Origin of the sequence: Rhabdobacter roseus (genome assembly GCF_014202275.1) — a bacterium.
In the GTDB taxonomy this organism is placed as follows: domain Bacteria; phylum Bacteroidota; class Bacteroidia; order Cytophagales; family Spirosomataceae; genus Rhabdobacter; species Rhabdobacter roseus.
On the sequence record NZ_JACHGF010000002.1, the window covers coordinates 996,741 to 1,017,259 of the forward strand.

At 54.5% G+C, this 20,519-nt stretch carries 19 protein-coding genes; 10 read left to right on the forward strand and 9 right to left on the reverse strand.

Features of this window, described 5'->3' with window-relative positions; all coding sequences use genetic code 11:
- Positions 1–4: 4 nt before the first annotated feature.
- Entirely contained in the window at positions 5–937 is a 933-nt protein-coding gene (locus tag HNQ92_RS09315; protein WP_184173433.1) for a diacylglycerol/lipid kinase family protein, read from the reverse strand.
- A 44-nt stretch (positions 938–981) separates the two neighbouring features.
- Here HNQ92_RS09315 and HNQ92_RS09320 point away from each other — a divergent pair, with 44 nt between their 5' ends.
- From HNQ92_RS09320 to HNQ92_RS09330, 3 genes are all read left to right on the forward strand, one after another.
- Complete coding sequence (locus HNQ92_RS09320; RefSeq protein WP_184173435.1) at positions 982–2,031, forward strand: App1 family protein phosphatidate phosphatase; 1,050 nt, start codon at positions 982–984, stop codon at positions 2,029–2,031.
- Between the two features lie 80 nt (positions 2,032–2,111).
- Positions 2,112–3,272 (forward strand): trans-sulfuration enzyme family protein, encoded by a 1,161-nt coding sequence (locus HNQ92_RS09325; protein WP_184173438.1) that lies wholly within the window; start codon positions 2,112–2,114, stop codon positions 3,270–3,272.
- 83 nt (positions 3,273–3,355) lie between these two features.
- Entirely contained in the window at positions 3,356–4,561 is a 1,206-nt protein-coding gene (locus HNQ92_RS09330; RefSeq protein ID WP_184173440.1) for an ATP-binding protein, read from the forward strand.
- A 42-nt stretch (positions 4,562–4,603) separates the two neighbouring features.
- Here HNQ92_RS09330 and HNQ92_RS09335 read toward each other — a convergent pair whose 3' ends face one another.
- From HNQ92_RS09335 to HNQ92_RS09345, 3 genes are read right to left on the reverse strand one after another with little or no spacing between them, the layout of a single operon-like run.
- On the reverse strand, positions 4,604–5,644 hold the full coding sequence (locus HNQ92_RS09335; protein WP_246439833.1) for an NADP-dependent oxidoreductase: 1,041 nt from the start codon (positions 5,642–5,644) through the stop codon (positions 4,604–4,606).
- A gap of 49 nt (positions 5,645–5,693) precedes the next feature.
- Entirely contained in the window at positions 5,694–6,593 is a 900-nt protein-coding gene (locus tag HNQ92_RS09340; RefSeq protein WP_184173442.1) for a sugar phosphate isomerase/epimerase family protein, read from the reverse strand.
- 4 nt (positions 6,594–6,597) lie between these two features.
- On the reverse strand, positions 6,598–7,494 hold the full coding sequence (locus HNQ92_RS09345) for an RpnC/YadD family protein (protein ID WP_184173445.1): 897 nt from the start codon (positions 7,492–7,494) through the stop codon (positions 6,598–6,600).
- A 169-nt stretch (positions 7,495–7,663) separates the two neighbouring features.
- Here HNQ92_RS09345 and HNQ92_RS09350 point away from each other — a divergent pair, with 169 nt between their 5' ends.
- On the forward strand, positions 7,664–8,725 hold the full coding sequence (locus tag HNQ92_RS09350) for a CHC2 zinc finger domain-containing protein (protein ID WP_184173447.1): 1,062 nt from the start codon (positions 7,664–7,666) through the stop codon (positions 8,723–8,725).
- Positions 8,726–8,755: 30 nt separating this feature from the next.
- Here HNQ92_RS09350 and HNQ92_RS09355 read toward each other — a convergent pair whose 3' ends face one another.
- The 3 genes from HNQ92_RS09355 to HNQ92_RS09365 form a co-directional block, all read right to left on the reverse strand.
- Positions 8,756–9,439: a potassium channel family protein gene (locus HNQ92_RS09355; protein ID WP_184173449.1), complete on the reverse strand. Its 684-nt coding sequence runs from the start codon at positions 9,437–9,439 to the stop codon at positions 8,756–8,758.
- Positions 9,440–9,446: 7 nt separating this feature from the next.
- The gene (locus HNQ92_RS09360; protein WP_184173451.1) at positions 9,447–11,246 is read right to left on the reverse strand and encodes a TrkH family potassium uptake protein; all 1,800 of its coding nucleotides are present in this window, start codon (positions 11,244–11,246) and stop codon (positions 9,447–9,449) included.
- Between the two features lie 64 nt (positions 11,247–11,310).
- Positions 11,311–11,802: a GNAT family N-acetyltransferase gene (locus tag HNQ92_RS09365; RefSeq protein WP_184173453.1), complete on the reverse strand. Its 492-nt coding sequence runs from the start codon at positions 11,800–11,802 to the stop codon at positions 11,311–11,313.
- A 205-nt stretch (positions 11,803–12,007) separates the two neighbouring features.
- On the opposite strand from HNQ92_RS09365, the gene HNQ92_RS09370 reads away from it, so the two are divergent.
- The 4 genes from HNQ92_RS09370 (at position 12,008) to HNQ92_RS09385 (ending at position 16,747) form a co-directional block, all read left to right on the forward strand.
- Positions 12,008–12,970 (forward strand): nucleoside hydrolase, encoded by a 963-nt coding sequence (locus tag HNQ92_RS09370; RefSeq protein ID WP_184173455.1) that lies wholly within the window; start codon positions 12,008–12,010, stop codon positions 12,968–12,970.
- 418 nt (positions 12,971–13,388) lie between these two features.
- Positions 13,389–14,429 (forward strand): glycoside hydrolase family 43 protein, encoded by a 1,041-nt coding sequence (locus HNQ92_RS09375; protein ID WP_184173457.1) that lies wholly within the window; start codon positions 13,389–13,391, stop codon positions 14,427–14,429.
- Positions 14,430–14,535: 106 nt separating this feature from the next.
- Complete coding sequence (locus HNQ92_RS09380) at positions 14,536–15,678, forward strand: cellulase family glycosylhydrolase (protein ID WP_184173459.1); 1,143 nt, start codon at positions 14,536–14,538, stop codon at positions 15,676–15,678.
- A gap of 148 nt (positions 15,679–15,826) precedes the next feature.
- Positions 15,827–16,747 carry a TraB/GumN family protein gene (locus tag HNQ92_RS09385; protein WP_184173461.1) on the forward strand — a complete coding sequence of 307 codons (921 nt, stop codon included), beginning with the start codon at positions 15,827–15,829 and terminating at the stop codon, positions 16,745–16,747.
- A 67-nt stretch (positions 16,748–16,814) separates the two neighbouring features.
- On the opposite strand, the gene HNQ92_RS09390 is transcribed toward HNQ92_RS09385, so the two are convergent.
- Positions 16,815–17,990, reverse strand: coding sequence for an ATP-binding protein (locus tag HNQ92_RS09390; protein ID WP_184173463.1), 1,176 nt, complete (start codon positions 17,988–17,990; stop codon positions 16,815–16,817).
- Positions 17,991–18,219: 229 nt separating this feature from the next.
- On the opposite strand from HNQ92_RS09390, the gene HNQ92_RS09395 reads away from it, so the two are divergent.
- Positions 18,220–18,591, forward strand: coding sequence for a hypothetical protein (locus tag HNQ92_RS09395; protein WP_184173464.1), 372 nt, complete (start codon positions 18,220–18,222; stop codon positions 18,589–18,591).
- Positions 18,592–18,708: 117 nt separating this feature from the next.
- Positions 18,709–19,587, forward strand: coding sequence for a helix-turn-helix domain-containing protein (locus tag HNQ92_RS09400; protein ID WP_184173465.1), 879 nt, complete (start codon positions 18,709–18,711; stop codon positions 19,585–19,587).
- A 389-nt stretch (positions 19,588–19,976) separates the two neighbouring features.
- On the opposite strand, the gene HNQ92_RS09405 is transcribed toward HNQ92_RS09400, so the two are convergent.
- Positions 19,977–20,519, reverse strand: a 543-nt coding sequence (locus HNQ92_RS09405; protein ID WP_184173466.1) for a hypothetical protein, incomplete at its 5' end; no start/stop codon positions are given.

The following is a 20,519-nucleotide window of genomic DNA, read 5'->3' on the forward strand; positions in this document are numbered from 1 at the left end:
GTACCTAAGCCAGGTTAGGGTACTTGGGCGTAAAGGCGGGGAGTTGGTTGGTTTGGTAGTAGTTTTCGGGTACGGCTACCTGAAGTACCCCCGGCACGATGTCTGCCCGGATGCGCGGTACTTCGCCCAGGTACTCGCCGTCGATCTGGAAGCCGATGGTGCCACTCAGGATTTCAATGTCCGCCTCCACCACCGAGAGCATCGTCACTACGTCCGGGTCGAAGTCGAAGTTGCCAGTGAGTAGCTTGGCGAGCTCAATGACGTCGATGCGCTTGGCGATGACCAGCTCAAAACGCCCGTCGCAGATATTGCCGAGCGGATTAACGTTCACGCCGGTACCGTACTTTTGGGCGTTGGCGATGATCACGATCACGGCCTCCGTCTCCAGCGTTTGCTCGGGTGTCGTGATCCGCACCCGGAATATTTCGTGCTCCGACAAGGTCTTCACGACCTCTTTCGCGTAGCCGAGCTTTCCGCGCATTTCTCCTTCTTCGTAGTTCTTGACCAGCAGCGCATTCAGGCCCAGGTCGCTCAGGTGCAGGCTTATCTTCCCGTTGATCCGTACCCCGTCGATGCAGCCCACGTGCGGGCCCAGGGCCACGTCCAGGGTTTCGTCCAGCCCGGCGGGTAGCTCGAAGCTCGTCGCCAGGCCGTTGGCCGAGCCCGCAGGTATGATACCCAGTATGATGTCCTGGTTCTGAAGCAGTTCGGCTACCAGGGTGATGGTACCGTCTCCTCCCACCACCAGCACGCGCGCAGGATTCAGCGCCTCCAGGCGCTGGCGTATGGCCTCCTGATCCTTCTCTCCGGTAGTGAGGTAAAGGCTCATCTCCATACCAAGTACCTGGGTCTTCTGGGCTACTTTTTCAATAATTTCATCTTTGTTCGTGGTGCCCGATATGGGGTTGACAACCAGAAGTACCTGCTGCAATGGCATGTATTTTGTTTAGTTTAGTGATCTTAAATGATTACACCTTGTTTATGAATCATTCTGTGGAATTAAAACTATACCGAAGTTACGCCAATAATCAGGAATTAGTGGTCCAGGGCCATGCTTTTCGCAAGTACCCCTCGGCCGATGATCTCTACGAGCGCCGGGGGTACCGGCACATTCGTTCCATCCTTCGGTTGTTTACGATCAAAACCATCTCCAACGCCCGCATCGTTTTTCGGTTCGGGGACCTGGAAGTAGCCACCCGCACCCTGTCAGACGGGTACTTCCGGATCACCCTGGCCCTAAGTACCCCCCTTAAGAGCGGTTGGCATACCTACACCGTCACCCTGGACGACGAAGCGCTGGGCTACCCGCCGCTCACGCGCCAGGGCGAGCTGCTGGTACCTTACGAGGGCGCCTATTCCATTATTTCTGATATTGACGATACGTTTTTGATTTCGTACAGCCGTCATCTGTTGAAAAAACTCTACGTTTTGCTGGCCAAAAATGTAGAAGCCCGGGAGCCGTTCGACGATGTGGTGAAGCACTACCAGCTGCTCAGCCTGGCGGGCCGCACCGACCGCCCCGCTACCAACGAGTCTCCGGCCAATACGTTCTTTTTCGTGTCCAGCAGCGAGTGGAATCTCTACGATTACATCCTGCGCTTTACCAAGGCCAACGGCCTGCCCAAAGCGGTACTTAAACTCAAAAAGATCAAAAATAGCCTGGGCGATTTCCTGATGACGGGCGGCGGCACGCACGAACACAAGGAGCGCAACATCCAGCATATCATTGAGTTTTACCCGCAGCTGCAGTTTATCCTGCTGGGCGACGACTCGCAGCGCGACCCTTACATCTACGAAAATATCTGCAAGTACTTCCCCCGCAACATCCGGGCCGTGTACATTCGCCAAACCCCCAAGCAGAAAAAATCAGCCGTCGAGTCCGTACTGGCCAACATCGCCGCGATGGGCGTAGAAACCTGCTACTTCAAACACAGCCGCGAAGCCATTGTGCACTCCGTCAGGGCGGGTATTATTTCGGAAGAAGATCTACAAAATTTTGGTAAAGAGAAGGCGCTGGAAATACCCGAGTAGGTACTCTTTCATTATTCCAAATTTCCTTGGTAGCTTACCGCCGCCCACCGGGCTGTTTTTAGTATCAACTACCTACTTCTATGGATATTTCTTACATTCTGAACGAGCTGGGCGAAGACCGCAGCCAGTACTTCAACGCCGTAGTGCCGCCCATCATCCAAACCAGCAACTTCGCCTTCAACTCTTTTGCCGACCTGCGCTCGGCCTACCGCGACGAGATGTCCACCTACGTGTATAGCCGCGGCATCAACCCTACGGTAGATATACTTCGCCGAAAACTCGCCGCCCTCGACGGGGCCGAAGACGCGCTGGTGTTCAACAGCGGCGCGTCGGCCATCTACTGTGCGGTCATGGCCAACGTCCGCTCCGGCGACCACATCGTATCGGTGCAGCGGCCCTACATCTGGGCGGCCCGGCTCTTCGACAACGTGCTGCCGCGCTTCGGGGTACTTACCACCTACGTGGATGGTACTTTGGTAGAAAACATTGAAAAAGCCCTGCGGCCCGAAACACGCATCATCTACCTCGAATCGCCCAACACGCTCACCTACGAGCTACAAGATCTGGCGGCGGTGGCGGAGTTGGCCCGGGCGCGGGGCATCCTCACCATCATCGACAACAGCTACTGCACGCCGCTCTACCAAAAGCCCCACGCGCTGGGCATTGACCTCAGCCTGCAGTCGGCCACAAAGTACATCGGCGGCCACTCCGACACCCTGGCGGGGGTACTTACGGGACCCAAGGCCCTGCTCAAAAAAATCTTCGACGAGCAACTGCTCAATACCGGCTCCCATATCCCGCCCTTCGACGCCTGGCTGCTGCTGCGCGGCCTGCGCACGCTCCCCATGCGCCTCGAGCGCGTTTCGCAAACCACCCGGCAGGTCGTCAAGTACCTCAAGCAGCATCCCAAAATCGAAAGGGTACTTTACCCGTTCGACGAAGACTTCCCGCAGCGCGAACTGGCCCGTCAGCAAATGAACGGCGCGGGCGGCTTATTGACGATTTTGTTAAAAGCCGACAGCCACGCTCAGATCGAGCGGTTTACCTTCGCGTTGCACTGTTTTCTGGTGGCGGTGTCGTGGGGTGGGCACGAGTCGCTGATCCTGCCGCAGGCGGGCGGTATGGACCCGGCCGACTTCGATCCCGCCGTGGAACGCCACCGCCTGGCGCGGCTCTACATCGGCCTCGAAGACGCCGACTACCTCATTCGCGACCTGGAGCAAGCGCTGGAGGTACTTTAGGGGTACTTGGGGTAGGGTACTTTCAAAAAAACCTTCCAATATGTTGGAAGGTTTTTCTATTTTTGCTAAAATCTTCAAGTACGATGGAAGAAAAAATCATCAAAAGACCCCAATACCTGGATAAAATCAGGCCCTTCATGAACAAGGCGGTGATCAAAATCCTGACCGGGCAGCGGCGCGTGGGCAAAAGTTATATGCTGAAGTTGCTCATGAAGGAGATAACTACCCTTGATCCGGAGGCGCATATTATTTATATTGATAAAGAACTGGAAGATTTTACGTTCCTAACGGACCATCAGCAACTGCATGAGTACGTTATTCAAAACCTGGCTCCGACTAAACAAAACTACCTATTCATAGACGAGGTGCAGGAAATCAACGCCTTTGAGCGTTGCCTGCGGAGCTTGCTCAATCAACGCAAGTGCGATATCTACTGTACCGGCAGCAATGCCACGATGCTTTCAGGTGAGCTAGCCACGCTCCTGGCCGGGCGCTACATGGAATTTTCCATACACGGCTTAAGCTATACTGAATTCCTGGAATTCAATCAAGTAGAGAACAACAACGAGAGCCTACGGCTCTACCTGACCCTGGGCGGAATGCCCTACCAGCATCATATTGGGCTGGAACCGACCATCGTTTTTGAGTACCTGAAAAATGTCTACGCCTCCATTTTACTGAAAGACGTCGTAAGCCGGGAGGGCATCCGAAACGTGGCGCTGCTAGAAAACCTGGTCATGTACCTGGCCGATAACACGGGGAGCCTATTTTCCGCCCAAAATATTAGCAAGTACCTCAAGTCGCAACGCATCGATATACCTACCCAATCGGTCATCAACTACCTGAAAGCCCTCACCAATGCGTTTTTTATTCATAAGGTTTCGCGGGCGGATATTCAGGGTATGAAAATCTTTGAAAGCGGGGAAAAATACTATTTCGAAGACCTGGGCCTGCGAAACTGCATCCGCAGCTTCAACTACCGGGCTGACATCGGCAAGCTCATGGAAAACACCGTGTACTTGCACTTACTCAGGAAAGGGTACCGGGTATTTGTGGGGAGATCGGGGAATCAGGAAATTGATTTTATGGCCGAAAAAAACGGAGAACGGGTATACATCCAGGTCGCTTATATTTTAGCGGATGAAAGTACCATTCAACGCGAATTCGGCAACCTGGCCGCCATTCCCGATCACTACCCTAAATACGTCGTCACGATGGATGAATTTTCTGCGGGAAGTACCTTCAAAGGAATTCAACAGATTCATCTGCGCGATTTTTTACGAAGCTAACTCATTTTTATACCTGTCTCAGGATCATTCAGGCAACCTCCTCTACGCCTTCACCAGCATTTTTCCCTGATTCTTGCCCGAGAAAAGCCCCAGGAAAGCATGGGGTAGTTGGTCAAAGCCTTCCACGATGGTTTCCTTAAAGTGCAATTTTCCTTCTTTTACCCAGGTAGTTAGTTCTTGAATGGCGCGCGGGTTTTCGTCCTCAAAATCCCGCACGATGAAGCCTTTGATGAGCGAACTGGTCGTCAGGATTTTGGGCAAAAAGCGCGGACCCTGGGTCGGTTGCGTATCGTTATAGAGAGAAATCTGCCCGCAGATGACGAGCCGGGCTTGGTGATTGATGAGCGTAATGACAGCATCGGTGATTTCGCCACCTACGTTGTCGAAGTACACATCTACACCGTCCGGACAGGCTTTCTTGAGGTCCGCGCGCAGGTTCTGGGTCGTTTTGTAATTGATCACCTCGTCGTAGCCCAGCTCCTCGGTAAGTACCTTGGCCTTCTCATCCGACCCGGCCAGGCCCACGACCCGGCAGCCTTTCAGCTTCGCGATTTGCCCCACCACCATGCCCACGGCGCCCGCCGCTCCGGACACCACTACCGTCTCGCCCGCCTGCGGCTGACCGATGTCCAGCAGGCCAAAGTAGGCCGTCAGGCCGGGCATACCCAAAATGCCCAGGTAGTAGCTGGCGGGGGCAGCGTCGGTATCGATTTTCTGTAGGGTACTCGCCTTCGCCACGGCTTTTTGGGCCCAGGGCAGCATACCCAGCACGGGGGTACCTACAGGGTACTTTTCGCTTTTAGATTCCATAACTTTCGCCACTACCCCACCCACGATGGGCGCATCCACCTTGAAGGGCGGCGTGTAGGACTTGGCGTCATTCATGCGCCCGCGCATGTAAGGATCTACCGACCAGTAAAGCGGCTCTACAAGTACCTCGCCGTCGCTCAGTGGAGGTAGTTCCATTTCTTCAAAACGAAAGGTATCGGAAGTAGGCAGGCCCTGGGGGCGGCTCGCCAGTACAATTTGCTGGGTTGTCATGGGGGTACTTTTAGAGTAGTTTTTATAGTTCGTTTCTTTCATTCAACCTACCCCAAGGTACTTATGTTTTCATTGCCGCGAAGTACCGGGCTCAGGTACCCAGGGCGGCTTGCACTTCGGCCAGGAAACGAGGTACTTGCACGCGCGGGTCGCCGCGCAGGGTTTCGATGGGCAAGTACCCCCGGTAGCCCGCTTCGCGCGCAATTTGGATGATTTTAGCCACGTCGGTTTTTTCTTCGACGCCCTGGCGGTACACGTTTTCTTTGAGCTGCCAGGTGTAGGCGTAGGGGGCCAGGCGGGCTATTTCGGCGTAGGGATCGCCCTGGCGTAAGCTCCCGATGTCGAGGTTGAGCCCCAGCCAGTCGGAGTCGACGCGCTGGAGGATGTGAAGTACCTCGTCGGTGGTTTTAAGAAACTCGTTGTGGTTTTGCAGCACAATCATGACGCCCTGCTGCTGGCCGTAGGCCGCGCAAAGACGAAGCGCTTCCACCACGAAATCGTTGGCCTGCGCGCGCGACCGCCCTTCAGCCAGCTCTTTGCCCGCAAAAACCCGCAGCACCGGTGCGCCCAGTTTGGCGGCTACGGCTACCCACTTTTTCACCAGGGCTACGTCCGCGCTACGCTGGGCGGCATCGGCCAGGGTAAAATCATTCCGGACGCCCGTACCGCTAATATCCAGCCCCAGCAGGTGCGCCTTTTTCTTGAATTCAAACAGGTACTTGTCGGGGGGTACTTCGGGGTAGCCGGGAAAGTAGTAGCCCGTGGGGTCCACGGCGTCAAAGCCCAGCTCCGAGCACAGCTCAAGTACCTGGTCCAGGCTCATTTCGCCCTTCCGAAGTGGATCATTGAAGGAGTAGAGGTTGCAGCTCAGCTTGATACGGCCCGCGCGGCGCGGCCGTAAAGTACCCTGTGCGAAAGTACCTCCCGAAGCGAGAGAAGGCAAGAGGGCGGCTCCCGCCAGGAAGTGCCGCCGCGTAAGGGTACTTTTCATAGGGCTACTTTTGCTTTAACTCTTTCTCCACTTTTTTTACAAAGGGAACGGAAACACTGGCGAAGTTGGCTATTTCGGCAACCGTAAATTTTTGGGCTAAAAGTAGATTCCTGACCACCTCGTAGCTTTTTTGCTCCATGCCTTCCTCCCGCTCGGCTTTTTTTATGGCTTCGATGATTCCCATGGCGTTTTTGATTCCGGTTAGTCGTTCTATCTCTTTTTCAAATTTACTGTTTACTTCGGGATTTTTTACGTGTACAAATGCCCCCAGAAACGAAATAAAATGGCTGATTTGTTCTTTGTCGTAGCGCTTACTAGCCGGCAGCGCCCGCACGATGGTTAGCCGCTGCTCGCTGAGCTCTTCGTCGGGTACTTTGCCCATGAGTTGGGCTTTTTGCGCCGCCAGCACTACCAACGCAAACGGATTATTCATGGCCAGCAGTTCTTGTTCGGTATGGTCAAAAATGTGGTAGGCATTGTACCGATAGCTAACGCTGGTGCCCAGAAAATCGGTGTGGTAGTGGGCGGGGCGCTGTTGGCTTTTGGCTCCCGTAAATACCGCAATGGCCGCTACTTCCACCTCAAAGCGGTCCAAGAGGCGGTAGTAGTACCTGAACATCCTTTTGGGAAAAGTCGGCGTATCGCCGCCCTCAATTTCGACGTGTACCAATATCCATTCGGCTTGTCCGTTGCGGAGCCAGGTCTTTACCAGTAGGTCCACAAAGCGGGTGCCGCCCCGCTTTTCCAGCTCGGGGAATAGCTCGCGCAGCTCTTTATCCATGAATTCAAAGCCTCGCTCCAGATCAAAAAGCGCATCGGCTTCTTTGAAAAAGAAACGGAGCAAGTCGGGGAAGGTTTGTTCAAACGCCCCTTTGAGCAGTATGTCGTTTTTTCTACGCATCCATACAAGTACCCTCAAAGTACCTACTTTTGAAGTACAAAAGTGCTGACTGCAGCAGGTACTTTGGGTAAAATTTGTTGTTTTTTAATAAAGTGCCCGGCAGCGATTTTCTAATCGTTCAAGTACCTTTGTGTCCCGTAAAGTACCCTTTACCAAGCCCCTGGCTTTCATGAATATTCTCGAAGAAGTCCGGAAAGTCGATATTGTGCGGGTGGTGCGTGACCTGGGTCTGGCGCTGCATATTCACCGGAAGATCAGTTGTCCGTTTCACGAAGAAAAAACGGCTTCGCTGGTACTTTATCCCCAAACCAACACCTACTACTGCTTCGGCTGCGGACGCCGTGGCGACGTGATTCATTTTTACGCAGGCTTCACAAACCAGGAGTACAAGCAGGCCATGCATGAGCTAGCCTACCACTACGTACCTGGCTACGTGCGGCGCACGCCCCCGCCGGTACGCAATCCGGCTCCCCGTACCGAAATCCCGGCTGACACCCTGCCCGACACCAAGGAGTACGCCTACCAGCCGCTGCATTCTGAAATCTACGAGGCCTTCAAGGCCCACTGCGAAGCCCAGCCCGACAACGAGCTGTCGGCGCGCGCCCTGGGGTACCTGCACCAGCGCGGCTTCTCGGACGCAACCTTACGGCAGTTTGGGATTTTTGTGATAAAAGATTATCACCTGGCCAACACCTACCTGCGCTCGCGCTACGCGCTCTCCGACCTGCGCGAATGCGGCCTTTACAACGACAAGGAAAACCTGATTTTTTACAAGCACTGCCTCATCATTCCCTACTACGAAAACGGGAAGCTCGCGTACCTGCAGGGCCGGATCATCGGTGCTCCCGAGGCCGACGCCAAGATCAAATCGGCCCGGTACCAGTTTCTGAGTGGGGTACCGATCACGCTTTTCAACGTCGACATGCTGGCGCGGGTACGCACGGGCCGCGTGGTGTACCTCACCGAAGGGGCTTTCGACTGCATGACGCTGGTCCAGCAGGGCCTGCCTGCGGTGAGCCTGGGGAGCGTCACGATGTTCAAGAAAGAGTGGGCCAAGCGTTTTCGGCGCTTCGAGGTGTGCTTCTGGTTCGACAACGACGCCGCCGGTCGATCGGCCAGCACGGTTTTTCTGGAGCTCTTCGAGCAGGCGGGCATCAGTGCGCACGAGCGCAGGCTTAAGGATGGATTTAAAGACATCAACGAGTACTTCAGCCAGCGCGACCAGGACTAACCGGCAGGTACCTTTATGGCCCCAAAGTACCTACTTGGCAATGATACGCTGTAGTTCTTTCACGTTGCCGATCAGGATGAGGTGGTCGCCGGGCTGAAGTTCTTTGTCGGGCGCTACGTTCAGTTCCAGCTTCTTTACCTTGCGCGAGTAGCCCAGCAAATTCTTTTTGTCATCCACGTGCACGTAGGCCACCACTTTCAGCGAGGCCGAGCGCGTCAGGCCGGTTTCGGACAGCCGTTGGTAGTAAAACTGCTGCGGAATGCGGAGCTCCATCATGGCCGACTGGTCGCAGATTTCGTAGGAATTGACCAGTTGCGGAATAGTAAGCCGCTTGGCTACTTTCTCGGCCGAGTCTTGCTCGGGCAGCAGTAGCTCGTCCACGCCCAGGGCCTCGATTACGGTGCGGTGCAGGTCGTCGAAGGCGCGGCCCAGGAGCTTTTTTACCTTCATTTGCTTCATAAGGGCCGTTACCAGCACCGACGCGGCAAAATCTTCGCCGATGGCCACCACCACCACGTCCATTTCCCGCAGGGGAATGGTATTGAGGTTGTTGATGTCCGTACAGTCCATGCAAACCGTATGCGTGATCCGGTCTTTGAGGGCTTCAATTTTATTCATATTGATGTCGGCCCCAATGACCTCATGGCCCATGCCCGTCAGCTGCACCGACAGCGTAGCGCCAAAATTGCCCAGACCTACCACGAAAAATTTCATATCGAAATCAGTTTATAAAAATATTCTCTTTGGGGTACTTGTAATTGGTGGCCCGGACGCGCCGGATGAAGGCCACGAAGAGCGTGAAAGTACCCACCCGGCCAATAAACATGATGAACACCAGCACGATTTTGGCGGCATCCGAAAGCTGCGGCGTAATACCCAGCGAAAGCCCCGTGGTACTAAACGCCGAAAAGCACTCGAACGCTACGTGGATTAGCTTGGCACCGGGCTCAAGTACGGTGATGATCAGGATGGCGGGGCCAATGACCAGCAGCGACAGGATCATGGTCGAAAAAGCCCGCCGGATGGATTCGGCCGGGATCTGCCGCCGCCGAAACTCCACCCGGTCCTGACCCTGCGCCAGGCTGATGATGTTGAGCATGGCTACCGCAAAGGTGGTGGTTTTGATACCCCCGCCCGTAGAGCCCGGCGAGGCACCAATCCACATAAAGAGCAGGTACACCAGCACCGTGGCGGGCTGCATCAGGGACAGGTCGAAGGTGTTGAAACCCGCCGTTCGGGGTGTCATGGAGGCAAAGAAAGCGGTGGTCAACTTGCCGTCCCAGGTTTCGTGATCGTACAGCACACCGTAGTACTCGGTAATAAAAAAGACGACCATGCCGCTGGCCAGCAGGATGCCCGTCATGGTCAGCACCAGCGAGGTATTGATGCTGACCGTCCGCGACAAGAAGCGGATGGGTTTTCCAAAACGCAGCCTTTGGTAGAGCTCGGCCCCGTAGTGCTTGAGCGAATGGGAAAAATCGGCAATGATGGGAAACCCAATGCCCCCCACAATGGCCAGAACACAGATTACCAGCTGGAAGTCGTAGTCGTGGGTGAGGTGCGAGTTGAAAAGCCCGTCGGGCATGGTGGAAAAACCGGCGTTACAAAAAGCCGATACGGCGTGAAATACCGAGAAACGAAAACGCTGACCGGCATTGGCAAAAGTACCCAAATCCACCGTGTAGTAGATAAAGATCGCGCCCAGGAGCTCAACGCCCAGCGTGATCAGGATGATTTGCATGAGCGACTTGAAGGTATCGCTGACGCGCTCGGCCGTTACGAAATCTTTCAGGAAAAGCTGGTTTTCGAGGGAAAGCCCGCCTTTGTATAAGTACCCAAAAAAACTCGTGAAGGAAAGTACCCCCAGCCCTCCCAGCTGAATGAGCAGCATGATAAAAAACTTGCCCAGCCGGGTAAACTCCGAGGCCGTATCCAGCGTAGCCAGGCCCGTCACGCAAACGGCGCTTACGGAGGTGAAGAGCGCGTCGGTGAAGGAAATGCCGTTGATGGTGGAGCGTGGCAGCAGCAGCAGCCCGCAGCCCACCAAAGCCAGCAACATAAAACTAAGCACAAAAGCCAGGGCCGGGTTGAACTGCCGGGTGTAGACCGTCAGGATTTTGCGCGACGAATCCAGGACGATCAGCACGAAGCACAGAAATAAACTACCGTAGTAGCTCACGGAGTTGAAGTCCGGGCTGTACCGCATCACGCTGTATTTGTAGTAGCAAAAAACCGCCAGCAGCGTGATCAAAAACCACTGAAAAAGCCTTTGATTTCGCTCAGGGGGCGGAAACCGAACGGTGCGGAGCGTTACGGTGATGGTGAAACTAACCAGGTAAAAAAGGTAGCAGCTAGCAAAGAAAAGGTACTTGATAATGTGGGGAAAGCCCAAATCGTACATGACGATCAGGAACACGAAAAGGCCGGTATAGAAAGTTAAGCCCTCAAAAAAAGTATGGAAATTCCTGACGAGCCGGTTCTTGACATTCTGGAAGTTCCAATAAATACGCCTTGAATTCATAGGTACTTTACGTGCGTGACGAGGTACTTGCTACGCCCCAAAGGTAGGCTTTTTTGCTCATTTGCTACGTTTGGGGCCCTGGTTCCAGCTCTTTTTCAAAGTAAAGTACCCCCTCGTACGGATTGTAGTTGTAGGGGGCCGTTTCCCGGAACCCCATCGCTTGGTACAGCCCCACGGCCGAGGGCATTTTGTAGCCGATGGTGTCCAGCTTGATGGTTTTGTAGCCCATCTGGCGGGCTACCTCCAGCGTTTTGGTCAGCAGGGCTTTTCCTATCCCCAGGCCGCGGTGGTCCGGGCGTAGGTACATGCGCTTGATTTCGCAGGTATATTCGTTCTCGATGCGGCGTAGCCCCACGCAGCCCACGTAGGTATCTTCCAGCGCCACCAGGTACAAGCGGCCGGTGGGCGGGCCGTACATCGTCGGTAAGATTTCCAGCTCGTCATCAAAATTCTGGAAGTCCAAACCAAAGTCCAGCGAGGCCGCGTATTCTTTAAATAGCTCCACCGCCGCCCGGTAGTGGTCAGGGGTGGTGGCTTGCTGCAAAGTCCAGGTCATGATTTTTGTCAGATTAACGTTTTTTATGCATCCATGCGGACGTAAAGATAGCAGCAGATGGCTTCCAAAGTACCACTTTTTCGCTCCCCCCGCGGAGCCGTCGGCGCGTTTTGGGCAAAATAAAGTACCTTTCATTTTTTCCGGGAAATATGTCGGGTATCCTAAAAGGAAGCCATTACTTTGTACCAAACTTTTCCTGAACTCCATGAAGCTTTACCTCGCCGCCTTTTTCTTCTGCTTGCTTACCTCCGCGCCCAGCCAGGCTCAGTACCGCGTAATCCTGGACACCGACATCGACTCTGACGTGGACGACGTGGAAGCGCTGGCCATGCTCCACACCCTGGCCGACCGGCAAAAAATCCAGCTCCTGGGCGTGATCGTGACCAGCGACGACCCCTACGCCGCCACCTGCGTGGACGTAATCAACACGCATTTGGGCCGCCCCGAACTCCCCGTTGGCTTTCTGAAAAACCAGCCTGTCCTCAAAAACCACTCGCGCTACACCCGCCAGCTCACCGAAGAATTTCCGCATACCCTAGCCACGCACGAAGCCGCCCCGGACGCCACCGGGCTGTACCGGAAGCTCCTCAGCGAAAGCCCGGATGCGTCGGTGGTGATCGTGACGGTGGGTCACCTCACCAGCCTGCAAAACCTGCTGCAATCAAAGGGCGATGGGTACTCGCCGCTCAACGGCCAGGAACTGGTCCGTAAAAAAGTAGCCCGCTGGCTGTGCATGGGCGGGTACTTTCCCGAAGGAAAAGAGGCCAACTTCTACCGGCCCGATCCGCTCTCGACGGTGTACTGCCTGCAAGTATGGGAAAAACCCGTGGTGTTTGCGGGCTGGGAGGTAGGTCAGCCAATCGTGACGGGCGGCGAGCACCTCAAAAAACGGCTGTCGCCCGCCAGCCCCGTGTACCGGGCCTACGAGCTGTACAACAACTTTGCGGGCCGAGCCAGCTGGGACCAGGTGGCGGTTTTATTGCTGATGGAGGAATCAGAAAGGTACTTTGCTACCGAGACTCAGGGGTACTGCCACGTCAATGACGACGGCAGCAACCGCTGGGTACCTGGCCCCCAAGCCAACAAGCAACACGCGTACGTGAAGTTCCGGCCCGGCGCATCCTCCGAAGAAATAGCGCGGCTCATGGACGATATGGTTAAGAAATGACCAACCCAAGGTACCTGCCAAGCCGCCGGAACTGGGCGCAGGTACCTTGGGTGGGTAAAGTACCTTGACGACTACACGTCTTTATCTGCTTTATTCTTTCCTCGCAAGTAGAGGTACAAAACAATGCCCCCACCACCAACACAAAAACAATCCATAGTAAGCCCATCGCGTGATACATATTACTATTTTAGAGCAGCAAAAGCGGTAAAAAACCATGTCTTTTGGATCTCTCTGTATTCCTTGTTAATTCAATCATTAAAAAAAGAATTGCTGAGTAAGGGTTGTAAATGGCTCTGATGCGCTTTTAGAGAAATAGGTACTTGCAATGCCTTTGGTCTGGACGCAAAAGTGGTCTACCGGAGTAAGGTACTTTTTAGAAAAAATATCGTGTAGAAAAACAAGCATCGCCTTTTATTTGATGATAAACCAACTATTCTCACACAGGTACCTGAAGGTACTTGTGCTGCTGGCCGGGTACCTGGTCAGTAGTTCCGCGGCCCAAAGCCAGACCTTTACCAACCCACTGCTACCCAGCGGGGCCGACCCCTGGATGATCTACCACGACGGCTGGTACTACTACACCCACACCACCGGCCGCGACCTGCGCCTCTGGAAAACCCGCCAGCCCGTGGAGCTGGCCTCGGCCGAGCACCGGGTGGTCTGGACGCCGCCGGATACGGGTGCGTACGCCAAGGAAATCTGGGCCCCGGAGCTGCATTTTCTCCAAAACAAATGGTACATCTACGTAGCCGCCGACGACGGCCGCAACGAAAACCACCGGATCTGGGTACTGGAGAACCCCTCGCCCGACCCGCTACAAGGTACCTGGACCGTGAAGGGAAAACTCGCCGACCCCGGCGACCACTGGGCCATTGACCTCTCGGTGTTTGAGCACAACCAGCAGCTGTACGCCGTCTGGTCGGGCTGGGAAGGGTACCAAAACGTGAGCCAGGATATTTACATCGCGCGCCTGGAAAACCCCTGGACCATGCAGGGCGACCGCGTCCGGATCGCCACGCCTACCCACGACTGGGAAAAACGCGGCTCCGGCAACGGCCTGCCCGTCGTCAACGAGGGTCCGCAGCTTTTGCGGCAGTCGCCCACGAGTCAGAAGCTGTTCATTGTCTTCTCGGCCAGTGGCTGCTGGACCGACCACTACGCGCTGGGGTACCTGCAGGCCGACGCCACCGCCAACCTGCTCGATCCCGGCTCCTGGCGCAAGCACCCCGAGCCGGTGTTCAGGCAGGTACCTGAGCTGGGCATTTACGGGCCGGGCCACAACTCCTTTTTCCGGACGCCCTCGGGCCAGGACTGGATCCTGTACCATGCCAACCCGAGCGCGGGCGACGGCTGTGGCCGCAAGCGCGCCCCGCACGCCCAGCCGTTTGGCTGGCGCACCGACGGCACGCCCGATTTCGGCTCGCCTTTGTCCCGAAAACCCCTGCCAGTACCTCGCTAGAGCTCTTTTCTTCATATCGAGATGTATTTGAAAATTGAAAATACCGTGGAGTAAACCGCTTTCAAGTACCTTTGCTTCGTTCCTGATTTATCTTTTACCAAACCACATGAAAAAACTCCTTTTCTCTCTGCTATTCCTCACAAGTACCTTGTACGCGCTGGCCCAGCCCAAAACGCCCGAGCGCTGGACGCAGGCCAAAGCCGACGCCTGGTACCAGAAACAACCCTGGCTCTTCGGGCCCAACTACAACCCGGCCAGCGCCATCAACCAGCTGGAAATGTTCCAGGCCGATAGCTTCGACCCCGCCGCCATCGACAAAGAGCTGGGCTGGGCCGAGGCGCTGGGCATCAATACCGCCCGCGTGTACCTCCACGACCTGCTCTGGGAAGACCCCGAGGGCTTCAAGAAGCGGCTGGATCAGTTTCTGGGGATTTGTGCCAAACACAAAATCCGCCCCATGCTGGTCCTTTTCGACTCCTGCTGGGACCCCTTCCCCAAGCCAGGTACCCAGCGCGCGCCGCAGCCGGGCATTCATAACTCGGGCTGGCTGCAAAGTCCCGGTGCCGAGGCGCTGACGGACGTGTCGCAGTATCCGCGCCTGGAAGCCTACGTAAAAGGCGTGGTGGGAGCCTTTAAAAACGACCCGCGCATCCTGCTGTGGGACGTCTGGAACGAACCCGACAACACCAACGACAACAGCTACGGCCGCAACCACCTGAAGCAGGAGCCCGAGCGCAAAAAGGATATCGTGACCCGCCTGCTGCCCGAGGTATTCCGCTGGGCGCGGTCGGTCAACCCTACGCAGCCGCTTACGTCGGGCGTTTGGATTTTTAGTAAAGACCGCAACATGAGTAATCCTAAGAACTGGAGCGCCATGGAGAAAATACAGTTTGAGCACTCTGACATCCTGACTTTCCACCACTACTCCGACGTGGAGTCGTTTGAGCGGGTAATCAAGGAATTAAAAACCCAAAACCGGCCGATGATCTGCACCGAATTCATGGCGCGGGGTGCCAACAGCAAGTTCCAGACGCACCTGCCCGTGGCCAAGAAGTATAACGTGGGCATGATCAACTGGGGCTTCGTGGCCGGCAAATCCCAAACTTACCTCCCCTGGGACAGCTGGCAGAACCCGTACGTCAACGGCCGAGAGCCGTCGGTGTGGTTTCACGAAATCCTGAAAGCCGACGGTAGCCCCATCGACCCCGCCGAAACCGCCGCCATCAAAAGCGCCACCGGCAAGAAGTAGTGCTTACCAGGCACCTCAAAGTACCTTTTAAACCAAAGCCCAAGTACCCTACCTGCTCCGCCAAAAAAGCGCGAAACGGAGGGTACTTTGGTTTTAATCTCCCTTTCGACAACAAGTAGTTTGGGTAGTGGTAGGTACTTTTAAAGCCATGACGAAGTACCTCCTGCTCCTGCTGTTTAGTTTCCCCCTGGGTGTGTACGCCCAGTCCGCGACTAACGCCGACGACATGCCCCGGACCGTGTTGTGGGAAGTGACGGGCCCAGGTACCTCCAAACCCTCGTACCTGCTGGGTACGTACCATTTGCTGGAAGGAGCGTGGCTTTACCGTTTTTCCGAAATCAGGGAGGTACTTGACCGCACCGAATTCATGCTCAGTGAAGGGTTCAGCACGAGCTCCGCACCAAGTACCCCGGCAAGCCCACCGCTGAAAGCGCTGGCTATCCTGACGCCGCGCCAATTCAGTACCATCGACTCCTTTTTTATCGCTCAGGTTGGGGAAGGGATTGTTAACAACCCCGATGCCGCCGCCATGACCGTGGGCGAGCTCAACAGCGCCATTTTGTTCACGGCGGTGCAAAGTACCCCCGGAGCAAACGGCATCACCAAGTACATGGATCTGGACCTGTTCACGCTTTTTACGGCCACGGGAAAACCCGCCGACGCCCTGGAGGAGCCCCAGGCGGCACCGGGGCGCATCCACGAATTTGTTGACGTGGAGGCCGCTCGCCAGTCCGTCGATCAGACCTTAGCCCGCATTAAAAACAGCCACTTGCCCGGCTGGAATATCTACAACACGCCTCCGGAAGAACAGCAGCAGGACGCCGAACGCTACCAGCAGCTTGCCATCGACTACAAACTCAACCAGCCCGACTCTGTCGATGCCATGCACCCCTCGCTCAAGGTGCGCAACAAAGCCTGGATGCCCAAAATTGAAAGTACCCTGTCGGAGAAAAGTTGTTTGATCATGGTAGGTTGCGCGCACCTCTGGTACCAAACGGGCCTCATTTCTCTGCTGCGTAAAAAGGGCTATACCGTGCGGCCCCTTCCGCTCACGCCCGTGACGCGGTAGGTATCTTTGAGATTCAAAATTTAAAAAGTCCTCTTTGATACTTTCGAGGTGCTTAAGTATCCTTTATTCAGATCAGTCGATAAGTAATTAGATAATCAAAAAGCCGCTCGAAACTTGTGATTCTTACTAAAGTATTATAATCGTAATCTTCGGACACAGAATGAGTTACCACTAAGATCGGGATATGGCCCAAATCCTGCGAAGCAAGCGTAGTTCCTTTACTGATCTTGGGCGCATTTGAGTACTTGATTTCCAGTCCCAGGACCGGTTCGACCCCTCGCACCAATACCATATCAAGCTCCGAACCATCCTGCGTCCGGTAAAAATAGGCGGAAACATTAGGTCGAAGCTGAGCCATTACCTGCTGAATTACAAAGCTTTCCCAAGAGTTCCCTTTGCCGTTGAAGCCATCTAAATCTTCCCGAGTTTCAAGATTGAAAAGCGTATGAAGGATACCCGTATCACGAATGAATATTTTAGGTGATTTAACCAATCTTTTCTTTGAATTTGTAAAAAAAGGGGGAAGTCTGCGTATTAAGAAGGCGTTCTCAAAATAATCCAAATAGCGCTTTACGGTATTGATTTCCACTCCTAATGAGTTGGATAACTCTGTATAATTGACAATTTGACCTTGGCTATGAGCCACCATTCTGATCAAGTTTCGCAGAATAATAGGCGAGGCAGATAAGCCCAAAATAGGTAGTTCTCGTTCTAAGTAGGTATGGATAAACTGTATTCGCATCTCAAAGCTCAGCATTAAATCAGCCTGCAAAAAGCTGGTAGGAAAGCCTCCTTTGAGCCATAAATCATCGAAGTGATACGTAGGCTTAATTTCCTGAAACACCAGAGGATGCAACTCAAGGTAAGCAATTCGACCTGCCAGTGATTCGGCACTTTGAGTAAGAAGTTCAGGCGAAGCCGAGCCTAAAATAATGAACCTTCCATTGTGGCGGCTCTTATCAATAACTGATCTTAGTAATCGAATTAAAGCAGGACTTCGCTGAATTTCATCGATAATAAGTAGTTTGTCCACCCTTTGATCAAAATACTGCTCCGCTTGTTTTAACTTCTCTAAGTCCTCGTCCGATTCCAAATCCAGGTAAATGGTCTCCTTGGGTATCTGCTTTTTTAACATTCTAGCCAAGGTAGTTTTGCCAACCTGCCGGGGTCCTAAAAGTGCTACGCATGGAAACGCTTCGATATATCTCAAAAAAGTTGAAGACACTATTCGTTCTAAATCCATATAATATCATACCTACATGCAAAACAAAAATAAGGTTTTCACCGCAAAACCCACACTTAACCCTGCAAATCTGCAATTTAATTGCAGATTTGCAGGGTTAAGTGTCCTAAAACGTGGCTTAGGCTAATGTTCGATTCACAGCCATTAACATACGTTAACAACCTCCCCGTTAAACTACCCGGTGGGAAAGTACCTCTAACCACCGAAAACCAACAAACATTTATTAGCCATGAAAAAGACCCTAATGCTCTTCGCCCTGATCGTAGTTGGAAGCCTGAATGTATTCGCCCAACGCGTCACCATGAACTCGAACCGGATGACGGCCAATGAGCGTCAGGCCATCGCTCAGATCCAACAGCTCGACCAGGAGGTACGCACCAAGATAGCCCGCGGCCTGGAAAGAGACATCCTCAATACCACCGAAGCCGTGCGCCTCCTCAACGAATACCAGCGCATCGAGCAGCGCGAGCGTCAGTACTTGTCCAACGGCAAATTGACCAGCCGCGAAACCCGCAACCTGATCAAGGACCTGGAAAACCTCTCGCGCCGGATCACCTTCACCAACCGTCCGCAAGGACCGGGCGGGGTAGTAAGACGATAAACCCTCCCTATTTTACCTATACACACACGAATGCAAGAAACAGGACTCGTTGAGTCCTGTTTCTTTTGTATATTACCCTCCCGACGCTCCTTATCGGCCTTTTTGGGTAACTCCGCTATGAAGATCATCCCCTTTACGATTCCCGTTGCCAAGGAAACCACCGTGATGGTGCAGGAAGACCAGCTACCGCACTTCTACAACCACCTGCATCGCCACCCCGAGCTCCAGCTCACTTGGGTGCAGGAGGGCACGGGTATTCTCATTACGGGTAGCCACACGCAGCGCTTCCAGCCCGGCGACGTGTACCTGATCGGGGCCAACCAGCCGCACCTGTTCAAGAGCGATGCGCCCTACTTTGCCGCCGACTCTACCCTGGGGGTTCGGGCGCTCTCGTTCTTTTTCAACCCCACCTACCTGGCCCATACGCTGCTCCAGCTCCCGGAACTGACGCTCCTCAAAAAATGGGTGTCCGACCAAACGCCCAGCCAGCAGGTACCCACCGAGCAGGTACCGGCCGTGACGGAAGCGATGATAGAAGTACAGCACCGACAGGAAGGGCCGCGCGTGGCAGCCTTTATCCAGCTGCTTCACCGGCTGGCGCAACTACCCGCCTGGCAGGTACTTTCGCCGCCTACGTCCGGCCCTACCATCACCGACACCGAAGGTACCCGCATGGACCGCATTTTTCAGTACCTGGTAGCGCATTACCAGCAGCCGGTCTCGCTGGCGGCCATTGCGGAAGTAGCCAACCTGACGCCCCAGGCCTTTTGCCGGTACTTCAAGAAACATACCGACAAAACCTTTGTGAGCTTCCTGAACGAAATGCGCATCAGCGAGGCCTGCAAGCTCATTCTATCGGGCCAGTTTGCCAGCTTCGCCGAGGTAGCCTACCAGACGGGCTTCGAGAACGTGACCCACTTCAACCGCGTCTTTAAAAAGTGCGTTGGCCAATCGCCCCGGGCTTTTCAGCGGGATTTTTATGGGAAGGTGGGGTGAGGGCACCGAGGCAGCCTGAAAAAGCTCCCTAATAGGACCTAGTTTGCAACTGGGCGACGCTTCGCTACGTTCGGGGGGAGTGGAGTACTCTCTTCGGTCGGAGACCAAAGACGCACAAACGTAGTCGGAGGCTACGCTCAGCGGGGATACCTAGAAGAATGATTGCTGGTATTTCTAGCCGCCACGTAGCTATTGAACTGTTGCATTAGTCGCTCTCTGAACGACTAACGCAGTGATGTAGTTTTGGAAACTACCCCAAACGAGGCATCAAAGCCGCATTATGTTTGACTCGCAAGCTATTTTTTCGGGAGCTACACAATGCGTAGCTCCCGACTTTTATAGTGAACGTTAATACCCTAAACCTAGCTCATCCTTATTGGCAGAAGGAGTTATGGAGTTAGGACGCAGACATTGAAGCTAATGCGGGTAATCACACCGTTCCAGGAATGGGCCGCATAGACCCGCACAAAGTACACCTCTCCGGCCGTCAGCCCCGTCAGCAAAGCTTCCGTGTCACCCAAACCTGTACAGGCAATGCGCTCGTCGGGCTGACCGGACGCACTCTTGAAAACTTCGATATGGCGGTAGGGGCTGCCCGTTTCTCCATAAACACCGGTGATATTCAGCAGCCGCACGATATGCGAAGCCTGGGTGGCCGTAAACTTGTACCACACATCGTCGTCGTTGCGGCCAGCTTGGCAGGCCGCTTTGCTGCTCTGAGTCGCGCCGATGGTACTGCCCGGCGTGGAGGTGCTGCAGTTCTTGTCAGGATTTACCATCAGAGCTACCGCCCCGACTGGCTCGTCGTTGGGAGGCAGCGCCGAGGGAGTGGTAACGCAGACATTGAAGCTAATGCGGGTAATCACACCGTTCCAGGAATGGGCCGCATAGACCCGCACAAAGTACACCTCTCCGGCCGTCAGCCCCGTCAG

Bases quoted from the DNA above. Each gene is read 5' to 3' on its own strand.
- HNQ92_RS09315 (WP_184173433.1), bottom strand. From the start codon at position 937: ATGCCATTGCAGCAGGTACTTCTGGTTGTCAACCCCATATCGGGCACC.
- HNQ92_RS09340 (WP_184173442.1), bottom strand. From the start codon at position 6,593: ATGAAAAGTACCCTTACGCGGCGGCACTTCCTGGCGGGAGCCGCCCTC.
- HNQ92_RS09400 (WP_184173465.1), top strand. From the start codon at position 18,709: ATGAAGATCATCCCCTTTACGATTCCCGTTGCCAAGGAAACCACCGTG.
- HNQ92_RS09345 (WP_184173445.1), bottom strand. From the start codon at position 7,494: ATGCGTAGAAAAAACGACATACTGCTCAAAGGGGCGTTTGAACAAACC.
- HNQ92_RS09335 (WP_246439833.1), bottom strand. From the start codon at position 5,644: ATGAAAGAAACGAACTATAAAAACTACTCTAAAAGTACCCCCATGACA.
- HNQ92_RS09385 (WP_184173461.1), top strand. From the start codon at position 15,827: ATGACGAAGTACCTCCTGCTCCTGCTGTTTAGTTTCCCCCTGGGTGTG.
- HNQ92_RS09350 (WP_184173447.1), top strand. From the start codon at position 7,664: ATGAATATTCTCGAAGAAGTCCGGAAAGTCGATATTGTGCGGGTGGTG.
- HNQ92_RS09320 (WP_184173435.1), top strand. From the start codon at position 982: ATGAATCATTCTGTGGAATTAAAACTATACCGAAGTTACGCCAATAAT.
- HNQ92_RS09380 (WP_184173459.1), top strand. From the start codon at position 14,536: ATGAAAAAACTCCTTTTCTCTCTGCTATTCCTCACAAGTACCTTGTAC.
- HNQ92_RS09360 (WP_184173451.1), bottom strand. From the start codon at position 11,246: ATGAATTCAAGGCGTATTTATTGGAACTTCCAGAATGTCAAGAACCGG.
- HNQ92_RS09395 (WP_184173464.1), top strand. From the start codon at position 18,220: ATGAAAAAGACCCTAATGCTCTTCGCCCTGATCGTAGTTGGAAGCCTG.
- HNQ92_RS09390 (WP_184173463.1), bottom strand. From the start codon at position 17,990: ATGGATTTAGAACGAATAGTGTCTTCAACTTTTTTGAGATATATCGAA.
- HNQ92_RS09330 (WP_184173440.1), top strand. From the start codon at position 3,356: ATGGAAGAAAAAATCATCAAAAGACCCCAATACCTGGATAAAATCAGG.
- HNQ92_RS09365 (WP_184173453.1), bottom strand. From the start codon at position 11,802: ATGACCTGGACTTTGCAGCAAGCCACCACCCCTGACCACTACCGGGCG.
- HNQ92_RS09375 (WP_184173457.1), top strand. From the start codon at position 13,389: ATGATAAACCAACTATTCTCACACAGGTACCTGAAGGTACTTGTGCTG.
- HNQ92_RS09355 (WP_184173449.1), bottom strand. From the start codon at position 9,439: ATGAAATTTTTCGTGGTAGGTCTGGGCAATTTTGGCGCTACGCTGTCG.
- HNQ92_RS09370 (WP_184173455.1), top strand. From the start codon at position 12,008: ATGAAGCTTTACCTCGCCGCCTTTTTCTTCTGCTTGCTTACCTCCGCG.
- HNQ92_RS09325 (WP_184173438.1), top strand. From the start codon at position 2,112: ATGGATATTTCTTACATTCTGAACGAGCTGGGCGAAGACCGCAGCCAG.